Annotated in this window: 16 protein-coding genes and 1 pseudogene; 8 read left to right on the plus strand and 9 right to left on the minus strand. The window is 37.4% G+C overall.

Going from position 1 to position 13,175, the window contains the following annotated elements:
- Positions 1-100: 100 nt before the first annotated feature.
- On the minus strand, positions 101-388 hold the full coding sequence (locus BGC07_RS22315) for a fatty acid desaturase family protein (protein ID WP_235603115.1): 288 nt from the start codon (positions 386-388) through the stop codon (positions 101-103).
- A gap of 28 nt (positions 389-416) precedes the next feature.
- On the minus strand, positions 417-965 hold the full coding sequence (locus tag BGC07_RS22320) for a fatty acid desaturase family protein (RefSeq protein ID WP_235603116.1): 549 nt from the start codon (positions 963-965) through the stop codon (positions 417-419).
- A 131-nt stretch (positions 966-1,096) separates the two neighbouring features.
- Between BGC07_RS22320 and BGC07_RS11445 the strand changes: the two genes are divergently transcribed.
- The 5 genes from BGC07_RS11445 to BGC07_RS11460 all read left to right on the plus strand — a co-directional run bounded on the left by BGC07_RS11445 (position 1,097) and on the right by BGC07_RS11460 (position 4,313).
- Entirely contained in the window at positions 1,097-1,903 is an 807-nt protein-coding gene (locus BGC07_RS11445; RefSeq protein WP_235603117.1) for a radical SAM protein, read from the plus strand.
- Entirely contained in the window at positions 1,839-2,156 is a 318-nt protein-coding gene (locus BGC07_RS22325; protein ID WP_235603118.1) for an SPASM domain-containing protein, read from the plus strand. The genes BGC07_RS11445 and BGC07_RS22325 overlap by 65 nt, the downstream gene beginning before the upstream one ends.
- A gap of 164 nt (positions 2,157-2,320) precedes the next feature.
- The gene (locus BGC07_RS11450; RefSeq protein ID WP_069313222.1) at positions 2,321-2,749 is read left to right on the plus strand and encodes a universal stress protein; all 429 of its coding nucleotides are present in this window, start codon (positions 2,321-2,323) and stop codon (positions 2,747-2,749) included.
- Between the two features lie 304 nt (positions 2,750-3,053).
- Positions 3,054-3,716 (plus strand): OmpW/AlkL family protein, encoded by a 663-nt coding sequence (locus tag BGC07_RS11455; protein WP_069313223.1) that lies wholly within the window; start codon positions 3,054-3,056, stop codon positions 3,714-3,716.
- 171 nt (positions 3,717-3,887) lie between these two features.
- Positions 3,888-4,313, plus strand: coding sequence for a CBS domain-containing protein (locus BGC07_RS11460; protein WP_069313224.1), 426 nt, complete (start codon positions 3,888-3,890; stop codon positions 4,311-4,313).
- A 209-nt stretch (positions 4,314-4,522) separates the two neighbouring features.
- On the opposite strand, the gene BGC07_RS11465 is transcribed toward BGC07_RS11460, so the two are convergent.
- Positions 4,523-5,683: an MFS transporter gene (locus BGC07_RS11465; RefSeq protein ID WP_069313225.1), complete on the minus strand. Its 1,161-nt coding sequence runs from the start codon at positions 5,681-5,683 to the stop codon at positions 4,523-4,525.
- On the minus strand, positions 5,680-5,877 hold the full coding sequence (locus BGC07_RS11470; protein ID WP_069313226.1) for a hypothetical protein: 198 nt from the start codon (positions 5,875-5,877) through the stop codon (positions 5,680-5,682). The genes BGC07_RS11465 and BGC07_RS11470 overlap by 4 nt, the downstream gene beginning before the upstream one ends.
- Before the next feature lie 370 nt (positions 5,878-6,247).
- Between BGC07_RS11470 and tnpA the strand changes: the two are divergent.
- The 3 genes and pseudogenes from tnpA to egtD form a co-directional block, all read left to right on the plus strand.
- Positions 6,248-6,529: pseudogene (gene tnpA, locus BGC07_RS11475) on the plus strand (IS200/IS605 family transposase); the annotation flags it as partial.
- Between the two features lie 408 nt (positions 6,530-6,937).
- On the plus strand, positions 6,938-8,266 hold the full coding sequence (gene egtB, locus BGC07_RS11485; protein ID WP_201258141.1) for an ergothioneine biosynthesis protein EgtB: 1,329 nt from the start codon (positions 6,938-6,940) through the stop codon (positions 8,264-8,266).
- On the plus strand, positions 8,266-9,258 hold the full coding sequence (egtD, locus tag BGC07_RS11490; protein ID WP_077216875.1) for an L-histidine N(alpha)-methyltransferase: 993 nt from the start codon (positions 8,266-8,268) through the stop codon (positions 9,256-9,258). The genes egtB and egtD overlap by 1 nt, the downstream gene beginning before the upstream one ends.
- A 105-nt stretch (positions 9,259-9,363) precedes the next feature.
- Here the strand turns inward: egtD and BGC07_RS11495 are convergent, their stop codons facing one another.
- From BGC07_RS11495 to trmB, 5 genes are all read right to left on the minus strand, one after another.
- Complete coding sequence (locus tag BGC07_RS11495) at positions 9,364-9,975, minus strand: amidohydrolase family protein (RefSeq protein ID WP_069313228.1); 612 nt, start codon at positions 9,973-9,975, stop codon at positions 9,364-9,366.
- A 288-nt stretch (positions 9,976-10,263) separates the two neighbouring features.
- A complete protein-coding gene (locus tag BGC07_RS11500; protein WP_069313229.1) occupies positions 10,264-10,521 on the minus strand; it encodes a BufA1 family periplasmic bufferin-type metallophore in 258 nt (85 codons plus the stop codon).
- A gap of 151 nt (positions 10,522-10,672) precedes the next feature.
- The gene (locus BGC07_RS22330; RefSeq protein WP_235603120.1) at positions 10,673-11,596 is read right to left on the minus strand and encodes an SLC13 family permease; all 924 of its coding nucleotides are present in this window, start codon (positions 11,594-11,596) and stop codon (positions 10,673-10,675) included.
- A gap of 122 nt (positions 11,597-11,718) precedes the next feature.
- Complete coding sequence (locus tag BGC07_RS22335) at positions 11,719-12,405, minus strand: SLC13 family permease (protein WP_235603121.1); 687 nt, start codon at positions 12,403-12,405, stop codon at positions 11,719-11,721.
- A 46-nt stretch (positions 12,406-12,451) separates the two neighbouring features.
- Positions 12,452-13,138, minus strand: a complete 687-nt coding sequence (gene trmB / locus BGC07_RS11510; protein WP_069313230.1) for a tRNA (guanosine(46)-N7)-methyltransferase TrmB — start codon at positions 13,136-13,138, stop codon at positions 12,452-12,454.
- Between the last annotated feature and the right edge of the window lie 37 nt (positions 13,139-13,175).

Raw genomic sequence — 13,175 nt, forward strand, 5'->3', positions numbered from 1 at the left:
CTTTTGATTCTCAGAGTGATGAGACTCAAGGTGGTAATTGTCACGGTTTAATAGTTTTAAGTATTTATTTTTTATTTTTGACTTAGATTTAACCTCTTGTTTATAAATAGGCAGTAGTACGTTTTTTATAATAGCGATTTAATACAGAAAAACGATTGCTAAACACAGCCATTAGAGTTTCTTTACAGGCTTCATGTCGATCTGGAAGTAATGATACTTTGGGTAAGGTCTTTTTCACACTGGCTAAGCCAAAAAGCTCAAGTGATTTAATATAAAACCAACCAATATCGAATTCCCACCAATGCACTGAAAATTTAGCAGAGCTGCCATAGGCATGGTGATTATTATGTAGCTCTTCACCGCCAATTAAAATCCCGATGGGAATCAAGTTGGTTGATGTATCATCACACTGAAAGTTACGATAGCCAAAATAGTGCCCTAAGCCATTGATTACACCTGCAGCAAAAAAATGGAATCCACACCATTTGCACTAACCAAATAGCAAGGCCAATCGCACCAAAACAGGTTAAATCAATAAGTAGCATTATAAATATGCCTAATGTATTATGTGGCGTATAAATATGTCGCTCTAGCCAGTCATTAGGTGTATTATGACCATATTTTTTTAATACCTGAGGGTCTCTTGCTGCTCTTTTATAAAGCAATACACCCATCCATAATACTTTATGAATGCCAAATATCGCAGGGCTGTGAGGATCACCTGGTCGCTCAGAAAAAGCATGGTGCTTGCGGTGGACCGCGACCCATTCTCGCGTCACCATCCCTGTCGTTAGCCATAACCAAAAGCGGAAAAAATGCTCAACAATTGGGTGAAACCTCACGGCACGATGTGCCTGACACCGATGTAAATAGAGAGTTACACTGATAATAGTGATATGAGTTAACACTAATGCCGCGATAATATATCCCCACCAGGGCAAATGAATGAAACCATAGATATTCATAAAGTTACTCAGCTTAATTTAATTTCGCTAGAACTATAATCCTAGGCTTAGCTTTTAACTTTGATCTAGGTCAAAGAAAGAAGTGATAAAGGCAGATAAGATTTAATCAAATTTAAATTCAGAGAGTGATTATGAAGTTCGAATTAAAGTGGCTCGCCTGGGAAATTACTCGGCGTTGCAACTTAAGTTGTGTCCATTGCCGTTCATCGTCATGCTTAGAGGTGGCAACTGCAGATGTAAAAAAACAGCAAGGCTTTGAGATATTAGAACAAATTGCAAAATTTGGTCCGATCAGTGTTGTACTATCCGGGGGGGAGCCACTGCTTCACCCTGATGTTTTCGAATTTGCTGACTATGGCCACAGGCTGGGCCTTAGAATGTGTTTAGCAAGCAATGGCACTTTAATCACGCCTAAAATTGCTGAAAAGATCAAGCAGGCAAAGATTAATATGGTCGCATTGAGTCTTGATGGCGCAACGGCGAAAACTCATGATTTGTTCCGTAATCAGCAAGGTGCTTTTTCAGGCACACTCGCAGCGGCAAAAACCTTGCAGCGACAAGGCATTCCTTTTTTAGTTAACTCATCGTTTACGAAGCAGAATCAACATGAAATTTCCGAAGTTTACCAAGTTGCGAAGTCATTAGGTGCGAAAGCATGGTATCTTTTTATGGTTGTTCCAACAGGCCGAGGCGAAAATTTATTCAGTGATTTAATCAGTACAGAAAGCTACGATGAAATATTAAAATGGCACTATGAAATGGAGCAAGATGAGGATGAAATGTTTGTTCGTCCCACCTGCGCTCCCCATTATTATCGTATTCGCTTTCAACAGGCTAAAGCACGAGGAAAAGCGATAAAGAAAAAAGTCATTAATGCTCTCTACGGGGGGAGGCAAAGGATGCTTAGCTGGTCAAAAAATTTGCGTTATCGATGTTAAAGGTAATGTATTACCTTGCAGTTACTTTCCGCTTAGTGCTGGGAACTTAAATCAAGAGTCACTTTCCAGTATTTGGTCAGAATCTACGTTGTTTCAGCAACTAAGGGATTTTAAAAGTTACCAAGACCGTTGTGGTCAGTGTGAATTTATAAAAGTCTGTGGTGGCTGTCGAGCCCGGGCCTACACAATGACAGGAAACCACCTCGCCCAAGAGCCATTTTGTCAACACCAGCCAAAACAAGCTTATAATTAATGTTGATAAAATAACAAAAATGGGGTTTTTATAATTTTTTGAAGATGCAGTAATTTTGATATAGATCAATTTATTTTCATTAAAGCTTGTTATTCTTATCAGCAAGACGAGTGTTTTGATACATAAATCAGCGTGAGCTACTAACAAGCCTTAGGAGTATTATCATGACGAAAAGATACCAACACGTTTTATATGCAACTGATTTGAACGATAAAAGTAACAGTGCTGCAGAAGAGGCCCAAAGCCTTGCTGAATTATTTAATGCTAAGTTTAGTTTATTGCACGTAGTCCGACCCATTGCAACAACTTATGGTTATATTGGTGACTATGAACTAGAGCGGCAATTGATGAAAGAAGCTAAAACTCAGATGGTCAAACTAGGCGATCAGCTCGGTGTAGGTGAAGAAAATTTGCATCTTGTTGAGGGTTATCCTAAAGAGGATATTATAGAATTTTCCGACGAAATTGGTGCTGATCTTATTGTTTTAAATGGCCATCGCCATCACTTTCTTGGCACCTTAGGATCAGTCGCAAATGCAGTTGCTAATAAATCAAACTGTGATGTGCTTGTTCTTGCTTCAGAAAAAAACTAGAATGAGTTTGGGCAGAGGCTCTCTCTGCCTTGCAGATACAGCAGATCAAGTTAGTTCATTTGTTAGTAAACCTCTTCTAATTAGAATAATCTTAAGTGGTTTTAATATCTAAATATTATTCTGCATATAAAAAATACAATTAAATTATTTTTAAATATTATATTTAATAATGTTTGTTGTTAATAACAAAGATATTATTTTAAAGTAATGTTTTATTGATTTAAGTCAAAAACAATTATAATGTATCCGTTATACTAAGCACCGACAAAATATCCAGTTCATAATATTTTTAGAGTGTGTACTAATGAAAGTGAAAAAAATTACACTGCTCATTGCAGCAGCAACCCTTGCCCTTCCTTGCGCTATGTTTGCCGCTGATAATGTTGCAGCTCAAACTAGATCATTTAATCATTGGCTCGTCCGTGGCCGCATTGTTAATGTTAGCCCAGACGTGAGTGGCGATACTATTTCTGTGATTGGTGGAAAAGTCACGCACGTTAGTGATCAAGTTATCCCTGAAGTTGATTTTAGCTACTTTTTCACACCTCATATTGCAATGGAGCTTATCCTTGGCACGAGCAAACATCACCTGATAGCAACAGGTACTGCTCTTGGTTCTACTGATCTTGGTAGCGTTCGCATATTACCGCCGACATTAACCGTACAGTATCACTTTTTCCCAGAGAAAAAGTTTAGTCCCTATATTGGTGCAGGTATCAACTATACCTATTTTTATGATACGAATACGAGTGGAGCAAATGCTGCTGTACAGTCTGTTGACTACAAAAATAGCTTTGGTTTGGCTTTGCAGGCAGGTATTGATTATAACATCAACCAAAATTGGTCTGTTAACGTTGATATCAAAAAATTATTTGTTAAAACTACCGCTACAGTAAATAATACAATGACAACAGATGTGCGCCTGGATCCCTACGTTTATGGTATTGGTGTAGGTTATCGGTTTTAATTAGTTGGTTTTTGTGTGCTTAGCATAGAGATATAAAATACTTTAGCTAAGTACACACTTATTTTTATTAATTAGATTGTTATTGATTTAAATCAAATAATTTTTATCACTTTAAACTAGAATACCAAATATAGTTATATAGATTAATAAGACCCTATTAAGGAGGTTCTCATGGTTTGTGATAAAACAGTTGATAGCATCATGAGCGTAGATTTAATAACAGGGACTGTTGGTGATAGCTTTACTTCTGCACGTGATAAAATTTCAAATAACTTCATACACCATTTACCCATCATTTCTGAAAGTAAAAAACTATTAGGAATAATAAGTGAATCTGATATTTTAAGAGTAGATTTTAGTGACCGATTTTCCAATAGAGAAAAATCTGACTTGTTATTAAATAAAATGGTAAAAATACCTGATATTATGACAATAAATGTCATAAAGTTGCATGCTGGTGATCAAGTGTGTTATGCAATTGAGTTGTTTAAAAATAATTTATTCCATGCTTTGCCTGTAGTTAGCTTAGATAATACACTTATTGGTATGATTACCCCTAATGATATTATTTCGTATTTATATTATCATGCAGCATAGAGTCTGGCTGATCTAAATTTATTTAGATGAATTAGGCTTAGCTTGGAAGCGGTTGTGACTATACCACCTTTCGGCTATATACGATAAGATTTAACATTGGAATAAAGTTATTTGAAAATAAAAATAGCTTTCTTCAAAGGTTTTAATATTACAAGGGTTACTTACTAATGCAATTAGCATAGCTTTTGTTAGTTGCTCTAATAAATTGACTAAATTCTTTTTATTTTAAGTGCTTTAAATTTTTCATAAAATAATAATAGTGAACTTAATATTGGGATAATTAAAACTAGTAATGACAATATCATCGCACCAGACATATCAATACCATAACCAATGAGTGGAAATAAACCTAGTAATGCTACTCTGTTAAACAATGATACTACTGAGTCAGTCGTTGCTCTGATCGAATCATTGATTAATTCATGCATACTGGACTCTAGCTCAATCAAAAGTATTCTAATGGCAAAGAACGATAATATTATCGCTACACAATAGGACGCGAATTGACTATAAATGGGGCAGTAGATCAAATAAGCAATGATAATAAAACATATATTTGCTAGTATAACGGAAAACCTTCTTGGTAGGTGACGTGTGGTGTAAGAAGCAATCGATTGAGTTAAAAGCAAAAATGAGAATGTTACTCCTAGCTCAATTGCAGGGATGTTATCGCCTTTATTAAAAAGAACCTGCCAAAATTGAGCTAAAATATTGAAAATTATATTAACAAGAATAAGAAGAATAAATAGAGGCTTATAATTATGAACAATAATTAAAATTTCTTTATAGTTTATTGTTAGTATTTTCTTCTTCTTATTATTTGTTTGGAAGTCTAAATTGTCAATTGAGTACATAGCAACCACTGATGTTACAGCCATTGATAATGCTGAAATATAAAAAAGAATAGATGCATCAATTAGGTTGACCAGACTAATCCCAATTAAACTAAAAATAAACATCGACAGGTGATTGTAGTGATTGCTTTTTGCTAAAGATTCTTTAGCTGAAATATTTTTTAGTCGGGCAGACTCAACAAGTGATGCATTGTAGGTTCCGGCGATGAGTGTTAAAGCGACTGCATTAAAAAATTCAGCGGCCATAAACATACTGAATGAGTCAGCAGCTCCCATCAAACAAAGCCAGACTGCCTCGAAAATTGCTGCTAATACAAGGGATATTTTTCTGAATCCCTTATCTGAGAATAAATTTAAAGGTACATCAAGAATCATCATTAGAATAGATTGAAATGCCTTAATATAGCCTACTTCAGCTAAGGTAAGACCTTGATTCATCATATAGATAAGCATGAAAGCACCTGTAAAAACACGCACTCCATAAAATAAAGATCCAAAAGTAATTAGTGCTCTCATCGGTAAATTTTACAAGTAGATTTATTCACTTCTGCTCGAGGGTCCATTTTATAGCTTGAAAAATCAATTTGGCACTTATCATATTGAATCGCTTCAAGAACGCTTAGAGACCCTGCTGTAGCATTATAAGGGGCGATTAATTCTGATTTTAACTTGGGGGGTAAGTCGTTAGTGTCAATTTCATCTAAATACATTTGATCAATTCTTTAATGATAAAGCCTGAATAAAACCCTAATGAGATTAAATCAGGCTGTTGAACAATTAAGGCATAACGTTTTTAGTAGCAAGTTCTTGTTCTTGGTGTTGAGTGTTTTTAATTCTATAACATGATCCATGTGTATATTTTTAAATCGCATGGTGAATTATAAGAAATTAAATATTCATGTCAATAAATTATTCGGCATTGTTTTATTTTTATGGTTTTGTATTTTATCAAAATGAATATATGTGATATTTTTATTGCCATCTAAAAACCACCTCCTATGGAGGTGGTGATCGTTTAGTCGAGGCTATGCCTGAAGAGTGCCCATGCTAGATACTATTTCTTTTGTTAGCAGCAAATGAGTTGACCATGTGCACTTAGTAGTAAGAACACCTCCGAGTTTAAGTGTTTCGGAGTTGATGGGTGTTCTTAAGGGTCGGACAGCGATCAGGTTATTTAGTAAGTTTCCATACTTGAGAAAGAAGCAGTTATGGGGAAATCACTTTTGGCAGCGAGGTTATTTTGTTGATTCAGTTGGAGCGAATGAGGAGGTTATTATGAGGTACGTACGTCACCAGGATAAACAGGAGAAGGAAGAAGAGCATCGTCAGCTTTTGTTAGGTGTTGGTAAAGCACCCTTCTAGGGTGCCTAAAGCAAAGCCACCTCCTATGGAGGTGGATTTTTACACGTGGCCCAAGGTTGTCCGGTTTTTCAAATCTTCTGCTAAATTTACAGCAATTCCGGCATTAATGTGGCTGTATCTTGGAAGACAGTTGGTAGTACAGAAAATTTCTGTAAGCCGTAAACGGGTTGGTTACTTGGTGAAGCAACATCAGCTTTTCTGCAAATTAGAGCATAGATTTAAAATAGCTATGGATCCTAAATATCAATTTGCCTTTCGATAACACAGTCACAGTAGATTGCTTTATAGATCATAGTAAACAATATCGATTGATGTTGATATTTTTCATAATGTTAGCTACTTTAACATAATGTGAGTTATTCTAATGACTTATTGTGCAGGATGATGCATTGCTGTTAGGCTAGTGAAATGGATGGATTTGTGGTCTATTTGAGTGATGATGACATGGATATGGGACAACGATTTGATAATATAAGTACCTGGTTAAATACCTATGAATGTACGAGGTCAACAACAGAATGGATTTGCGAAGGTTTGGAAATTGAAGACTATGTCGTACAGTCTCATCCTGATGTTAGCCCTGCGAAGTGGCATTTAGGTCATACGACATGGTTTTTTGAGCAGTTTATTCTTGTTAAATTTCTGAAAAACTACAAGTGTTTTAATGAGCAGTTACATCTGATTTTTAATTCTTATTACAAAAGTATGGGGAATCACTGGATTCAAGGTGACAGGGGGCAATTATCAAGACCAACCGTAAGCGAAATCAAACATTATCGGCAATATGTTAATGCTAGTATTAATGAGTTATTGACAGGGTACTTGGATGAAAAGGCTAGAATGGAAATTTTGTCTCTGTTAGAGCTTGGGATTAACCATGAACAGCAACATCAAGAATTATTGCTTATGGATATAAAATATAATTTTGCTGTTAATCCATTTAATGTGAGTTACTTAACAGAAAATTACCCTAGCTCTTATCCTTGCTCTGCTAGTTATTTAAGTGTTAAAGGTGGATTATATCAAATTGGGCAAAGTGGTATTGATCGGTTTTGTTATGATAATGAGACACCGAGGCACAAAGTTCACATAGACTCATTTCAAATCAGAAACTCACTAGTTACGAATGGGGAGTATTTAGAATTTATTAAGGATAATGGCTATAACTGTCCAGATTATTGGTACAGTGATGCCTGGGCGCTGATACAGTCTCAGTGCTGGCAAGCTCCTTTGTATTGGTTTGAAAAAGAAGGCCACTGGTTTTATAAAACGCTATATGGTGAGCAAGCTGTTGATTTGAATGAGCCAGTTTCTCATATTAGTTTTTATGAAGCTGCGGCATTTGCAAAGTGGGCAAAGAAGCGGTTGCCAACAGAGTTTGAGTGGGAAGTTGCCAGTCAAGAGCTTGCTTTATCAGTTAGCAATAATTTTATGGAAAAAAGAAAATTTGCTCCTGTTTTAAGCCAAATTGATTTTACAAATGATAACCACCTTATTAGCTTACATGGAGGATTATGGGAATGGATGCAGTCTTCATACCATGCTTATCCAGGTTATGTTGCGCCTGAAGGCGCGTTGGGAGAGTATAATAGTAAGTTTATGAATGGCCCTATGGTGTTGCGAGGGGGGTGTTATGCAACACCTGAGCAGCACTACAGAAGCACTTATAGAAATTTTTTTAATGCGGATAAACGTTGGATGTTTAGCGGTATTCGACTGTGTAAGGATAACACATAATGGCAATTAAGATTCTTGAAAATATAGAGATTAAAAAGAATAAGTTAAAAGAGAACTTTGAAATGGATGTGTTGGCAGGTTTGTCTGCTGAGAATAAGTGTATCCCCTCTAAATACTTTTATGATGAAAATGGTAGCCATCTATTCTCTAAAATTACAGATGTTGATGAATATTATTTAACCGCTAGTGAGGAAAATATTTTAAGAAAATATAACCATGAGATCAGTGAGCGACTAGGAAATAATCGTCGATTTAACCTAATTGAATTAGGGGTGGGAGATGGCAGAAAGACAAAAATTCTATTAAGAAACTTTATTGAAAATAATGTAGATTTTGAATATATTTCTATTGATATCTCAGAATCTGCGGTAACGGAACTGGATCAAGGCTTATTATCAGAATTTCCAGAATTGGCTCATACTGGTGTGGTGGGAGAGTATTTAGATGCTATCGATTGGATTAAAGATAATAAGCAAGGGACTAATGTCGTTTTATTTTTAGGGTCTTCGATTGGAAATTTTAATGAAGAAAGTGCTTTGGTTTTCCTAAGAGCATTATGGAAGCACTTAAATAATGGCGATTATTTATTGATAGGCTTTGATCTGAAAAAAGATATTACTGTATTAAATAAAGCTTATAGCGATTCACAAGGGGTCACACAAGCGTTTAATTTTAATATGCTTTCTCGTATCAATCGCGAGCTTGGTGGTACGTTTGATATTAATAAGTTTATGCATCATGGGATTTATAACCCGATCACAGGAGCGATGGAAAGCTATTTGCTTGCTAAAGAAGCTCAGTCTGTTTATATCGAAGCTTTAGAAAAAAGTTTTGATTTTAAAGAATTTGAAGCGATTCATTTAGAATATTCCTATAAATATCTTGTAGAGGATATTACTCGGCTCGCTGAAAAATCTGGCTATAAAATAGCGAGTAATTTATATGATGATCACAACTATTTTACTGATTCAATCTGGCAAGTAGTAAAGTAATTGCTTTAATTTAAAAATAAACGTGATGGTCGGTTATGAGTATTAGGCCATCACGAGTATTTTGAATCGATATGGCCTAATATTGTAGCTCTATTTTGCGAGCAGTTAATTATTAAAATATAAGTTATTCGCTGTATTGAAAAATATATCTTGATGTGTGATCTTTGGCAATTTATTGGTTAATGTTCTTTGCCATAAGGTATAATCATTATGGTTGTTGACAGGAAAATTCGAACCATAACAGAGTTGATTTCTTGGTATGTTAGATAAAACTGCGTCTAAGCACTGGTCCAGGTCTTTCTCTTGGTCATTAATCATGTAAAAACCCGAAAGCTTTAAAGTAATATTTTTATAATTGGCTATTTCTTTGATTAAGTCATGCCATGCTCTCATTTCTTGGCTAGATTTGATTAATGGCAAAGCCATATGCTCAATTGCAGTTGTTACTTGAGAGGAACCGATTTTCTCTAATATGTTAAGTAGTTGGCTAGCGTACATTTGGCATTCGAAAATATAACCATTATCTTTAAGCATGGATAACTTTTGGGTAAAATTTTCTGGAAGGTCATTACTTTTACAAGGAGAATAGCTAGACTCTGCATGGTGAGACATAATTTGACGTATGCCGACAACTTTTGGGTGCTTTTTTAATTGTTCTAGTTGTGATAGAAAGTGATTATTTTGAACATAAAAATTGCCACAAGCAATGTAATTCATATTGTATTGGTTTAATTGGCTCTCTAGCCATTCGATTTCTTTGGTTGTATTAATAGCAGAATCATGGGCTTCGATATGAACAAACTGACTACAAGGGAGTGAATTTGGTAAAAAATTTTGTTGAAGCTCTTTTTTTTGCGTTATAAACCCACTGGTTAATTTTATTATTTAAATCCCAAAAATGAATATGGCTGTCGATGATATTCACTGCTTTAACCTCTATCATTGTAAAGTTATAAGTTAGGTAAGTAGTGTATCACCAAATAACGGTAATAGTTCTTTTAAGTGCTAACCGGACTTTGCCATACCGCCGATGATTTTATCGCACAAGCCCTTAGGCATCATGATCCATTCTTTTTTATCGCCGCTTGTTTTTGCTTGTCCTGCACAGGCATGGTGAGGCGTAGCGCAGTCGTTTTTGCCTGCTTTAGCAACACCGTAGCATTTTTCAGATTTAGTTGCTGCATGAATTGTTATCGTTGCTGTGCTGAGGTTGGCTGTGAGGGCGGCTGCGATAGCCAGTGAAAGTGCTTTTTTGGATGACATTTAAAACTCCATAAAATATACCCAACTCAATCCAATAAATCTGAATCGAGCATATTTGGAGTTTAGTCTATTTTTAGCTTGGTTTTATATTGTCCAATAGAGCACAGGGATGGCAATGATTAAAAAAACGAAGGTCATCACACTGCCTACTTTAATAAAATCGTTGACTCGATAGCCGCCAGGGCCGGTGATGAGCGTATTGACCTGGTGAGATGGAAGTGAAAAATGAATTAGAGGCACAAACAGCAACAATCAATGCAAATAAACGGGGATCTGCACCAGTGTCTGTGGCAAGGTGGATGACAATGGGAACGAGGAGCAAAGTCGCACCGACATTTGTCATAACAAGGGTTGCAAAGGTTGTGATGATGCCAATTAAAAAAGCAATTTCGAGCGTTGACCAGCCGTGTAATAAATCAATAATACCGCGTGTGAGCCATTGTGCTGTGCCTGTCGTTTGTAAAGCGGTGCCTAATGGGATAAGCCCAGCAAGGAGGAAAACGGTGCGCCAACTAATCGATTGATAGGCTTTTTCTATAGGGATGCAACCGGTCACAATCATAAGAACCGCGCCAGTCATGAGACTCAAAGGCTCTGGGACAGCGGGTAAAATAACGAGCACTAAAGTGAGTAGAGCAATCGCGAGGGCATGCCAGCGCTTTTCAGGGTGTTGGTGTTCTTTGGGGTAATCGCTGGTGATGACAAGATAGCTTTCGTTTTTTTCAAGTCGGCTGAGGTCTTGCCAGGGTGCAAAGATGCCTAGAGTATCGCCTGCACGTAAGGTCATGGATTTCATCTCATCGCCCAAGCGTGAATTTTTACCACGTAATACGGCAAGTAACTGCAGGCCATGCGTTTTACGCATTTTTAATTTTTTAACTTGTTGGCCAACTAAGTCAGAGCTAGGTGGGATGACAACTTCACTAAGACCGGCGCGAGCAGGGCTGAGCGCTTCTGCAAATTTTTTTAAGCGAGGCTCGAGAGTTAAGTTAAACTCTTTGGCAAAGTCACTGATTTGTTTTTCATCGGCAAGACAGGCGAGTTTAAAATGTGCTTTTAGAATGCTTTTACGCAATGGGGGGGAGGCTGATTTCTTTTTCGTTATACAGGCCGATGATGGCAATATTATTGTGGATTTTGGTCTCTAGCTCTTTTAGAGACATCTCAATGAGAGGGCTTTGTGGTGTAATGGTCAATTCAAAAAATTGACCGCCGATGCCGTAAGTATTGCGAAAGTAAGTTTTGCGTACTCCAAAACGCTTTTCTTTGCCAATGGGAAGCCAATGACGTGCAAAGAGAGCGAAAAAATAACACTGCTGCAACAAGCAAGGCAAGGCCAACAGGAGCGACGGAAAAAAGGTGGTATTGCGCGCCATGACCGGCGGAAGCCATAAATTCATTAAGAATAATGAGAGGACCTGAGCCAACCATGGTAATTGTTCCGCCGATAATTGCGCAAAAGGCGACGGGCATAAGCAGACGGGATTTAGAGGTTTGAGTGCGCATGGAAATACGGCTAATCACAGGCATGAGTAGGGCGACGGCACCAACATTACGTAAAAAGCTTGCAAGTAAACCTGCGCTAAAGGCATGAGCGGCGATAAGGCGCGATTCACTGCGGCCACCGAGTTTTAAAATAAATTGGGCAAGATAATTAGATAGGCCAACACGATCGATACCTGCGCCGATAATCATTACAGCAATGATCGAGATAATCGCACTACTGGAAAAGCCTGCGAACGCTTGCTGTGGACTGAGAATGCCGGAAAGCCCTAGGATGGTAAGGACGAGCAATGCGGTGACATCGGTGCGCAGCCACTCGGTGATGAATAAAATAATGGTGCAAGCGAGGATGGTGAGAACAAAAATCATTGAAAGCGTCATCCGCTTACCCCATCTTTATTTTTTGTTTTTATATGTTAGGTCTAGCTTACTTTTTGATTTTTTTAAACAGCAAATCCCAAGTGCCATGACCTAAGCGCTGACCACGTTGTTCAAATTTCGTGAGTGGCCTGTAATCTGGTCGCGGAATATATTCACCCACGCCTGCTGTATTTTCAAAGTGACTGTGATTCGACAGCACATCCATCATATGCTCAGCGTAGTTTTCCCAATCAGTTGCCAGATGAATCATAGCATCTGCCGTTAATTTTTGGGAGAGTAGGTCGATGAATTCAGGCTGGATTAAGCGACGTTTGTGATGGCGTTTTTTATGCCAAGGGTCAGGGAAGAATATTTGCACTTTACTTAGGCTATGATCTGGAATGCATTGGTTGAGGACTTCAACGGCATCTTCCATGTAGCTGCGAATATTGCTGACATTTTCTTGTTCCATTTGCAGCAATAGTGAACCGACGCCGGGTCGATGAACTTCAACGCCAATAAAATTATTATTCGGCATGGTTTTTGCCATTGTCACCAATGAGCTACCCATGCCATAGCCAATTTCTAGGGTGATAGGCAGGTCATTATTGAATTCTTGTTGAGGCTCAAAGCGGCCTTGCGCTATGGTTTTGCCATAGTTTGGCCAGTGTTTATCGAGGGCATGTTCTTGGCCTTTGGTAAGGCGGCCCTCACGGCGGACAAAGCTTTTAATTTTACGGGGGACTTGAGTCATAACGGTTTACTGCTCTTTTTAAAGTTTCAAAGTTAAT

Source organism: Piscirickettsia litoralis (genome assembly GCF_001720395.1).
GTDB classification, from domain to species: domain Bacteria; phylum Pseudomonadota; class Gammaproteobacteria; order Piscirickettsiales; family Piscirickettsiaceae; genus Piscirickettsia; species Piscirickettsia litoralis.

Bases quoted from the DNA above. Each gene is read 5' to 3' on its own strand.
- BGC07_RS22320 (WP_235603116.1), bottom strand. From the start codon at position 965: ATGAATATCTATGGTTTCATTCATTTGCCCTGGTGGGGATATATTATC.
- BGC07_RS11445 (WP_235603117.1), top strand. From the start codon at position 1,097: ATGAAGTTCGAATTAAAGTGGCTCGCCTGGGAAATTACTCGGCGTTGC.
- BGC07_RS22325 (WP_235603118.1), top strand. From the start codon at position 1,839: ATGCTCTCTACGGGGGGAGGCAAAGGATGCTTAGCTGGTCAAAAAATT.
- BGC07_RS11450 (WP_069313222.1), top strand. From the start codon at position 2,321: ATGACGAAAAGATACCAACACGTTTTATATGCAACTGATTTGAACGAT.
- BGC07_RS11455 (WP_069313223.1), top strand. From the start codon at position 3,054: ATGAAAGTGAAAAAAATTACACTGCTCATTGCAGCAGCAACCCTTGCC.
- BGC07_RS11460 (WP_069313224.1), top strand. From the start codon at position 3,888: ATGGTTTGTGATAAAACAGTTGATAGCATCATGAGCGTAGATTTAATA.
- BGC07_RS11465 (WP_069313225.1), bottom strand. From the start codon at position 5,683: ATGAGAGCACTAATTACTTTTGGATCTTTATTTTATGGAGTGCGTGTT.
- BGC07_RS11470 (WP_069313226.1), bottom strand. From the start codon at position 5,877: ATGTATTTAGATGAAATTGACACTAACGACTTACCCCCCAAGTTAAAA.
- egtB (WP_201258141.1), top strand. From the start codon at position 6,938: ATGGATGGATTTGTGGTCTATTTGAGTGATGATGACATGGATATGGGA.
- egtD (WP_077216875.1), top strand. From the start codon at position 8,266: ATGGCAATTAAGATTCTTGAAAATATAGAGATTAAAAAGAATAAGTTA.
- BGC07_RS11495 (WP_069313228.1), bottom strand. From the start codon at position 9,975: ATGAATTACATTGCTTGTGGCAATTTTTATGTTCAAAATAATCACTTT.
- BGC07_RS11500 (WP_069313229.1), bottom strand. From the start codon at position 10,521: ATGTCATCCAAAAAAGCACTTTCACTGGCTATCGCAGCCGCCCTCACA.
- BGC07_RS22335 (WP_235603121.1), bottom strand. From the start codon at position 12,405: ATGACGCTTTCAATGATTTTTGTTCTCACCATCCTCGCTTGCACCATT.
- trmB (WP_069313230.1), bottom strand. From the start codon at position 13,138: ATGACTCAAGTCCCCCGTAAAATTAAAAGCTTTGTCCGCCGTGAGGGC.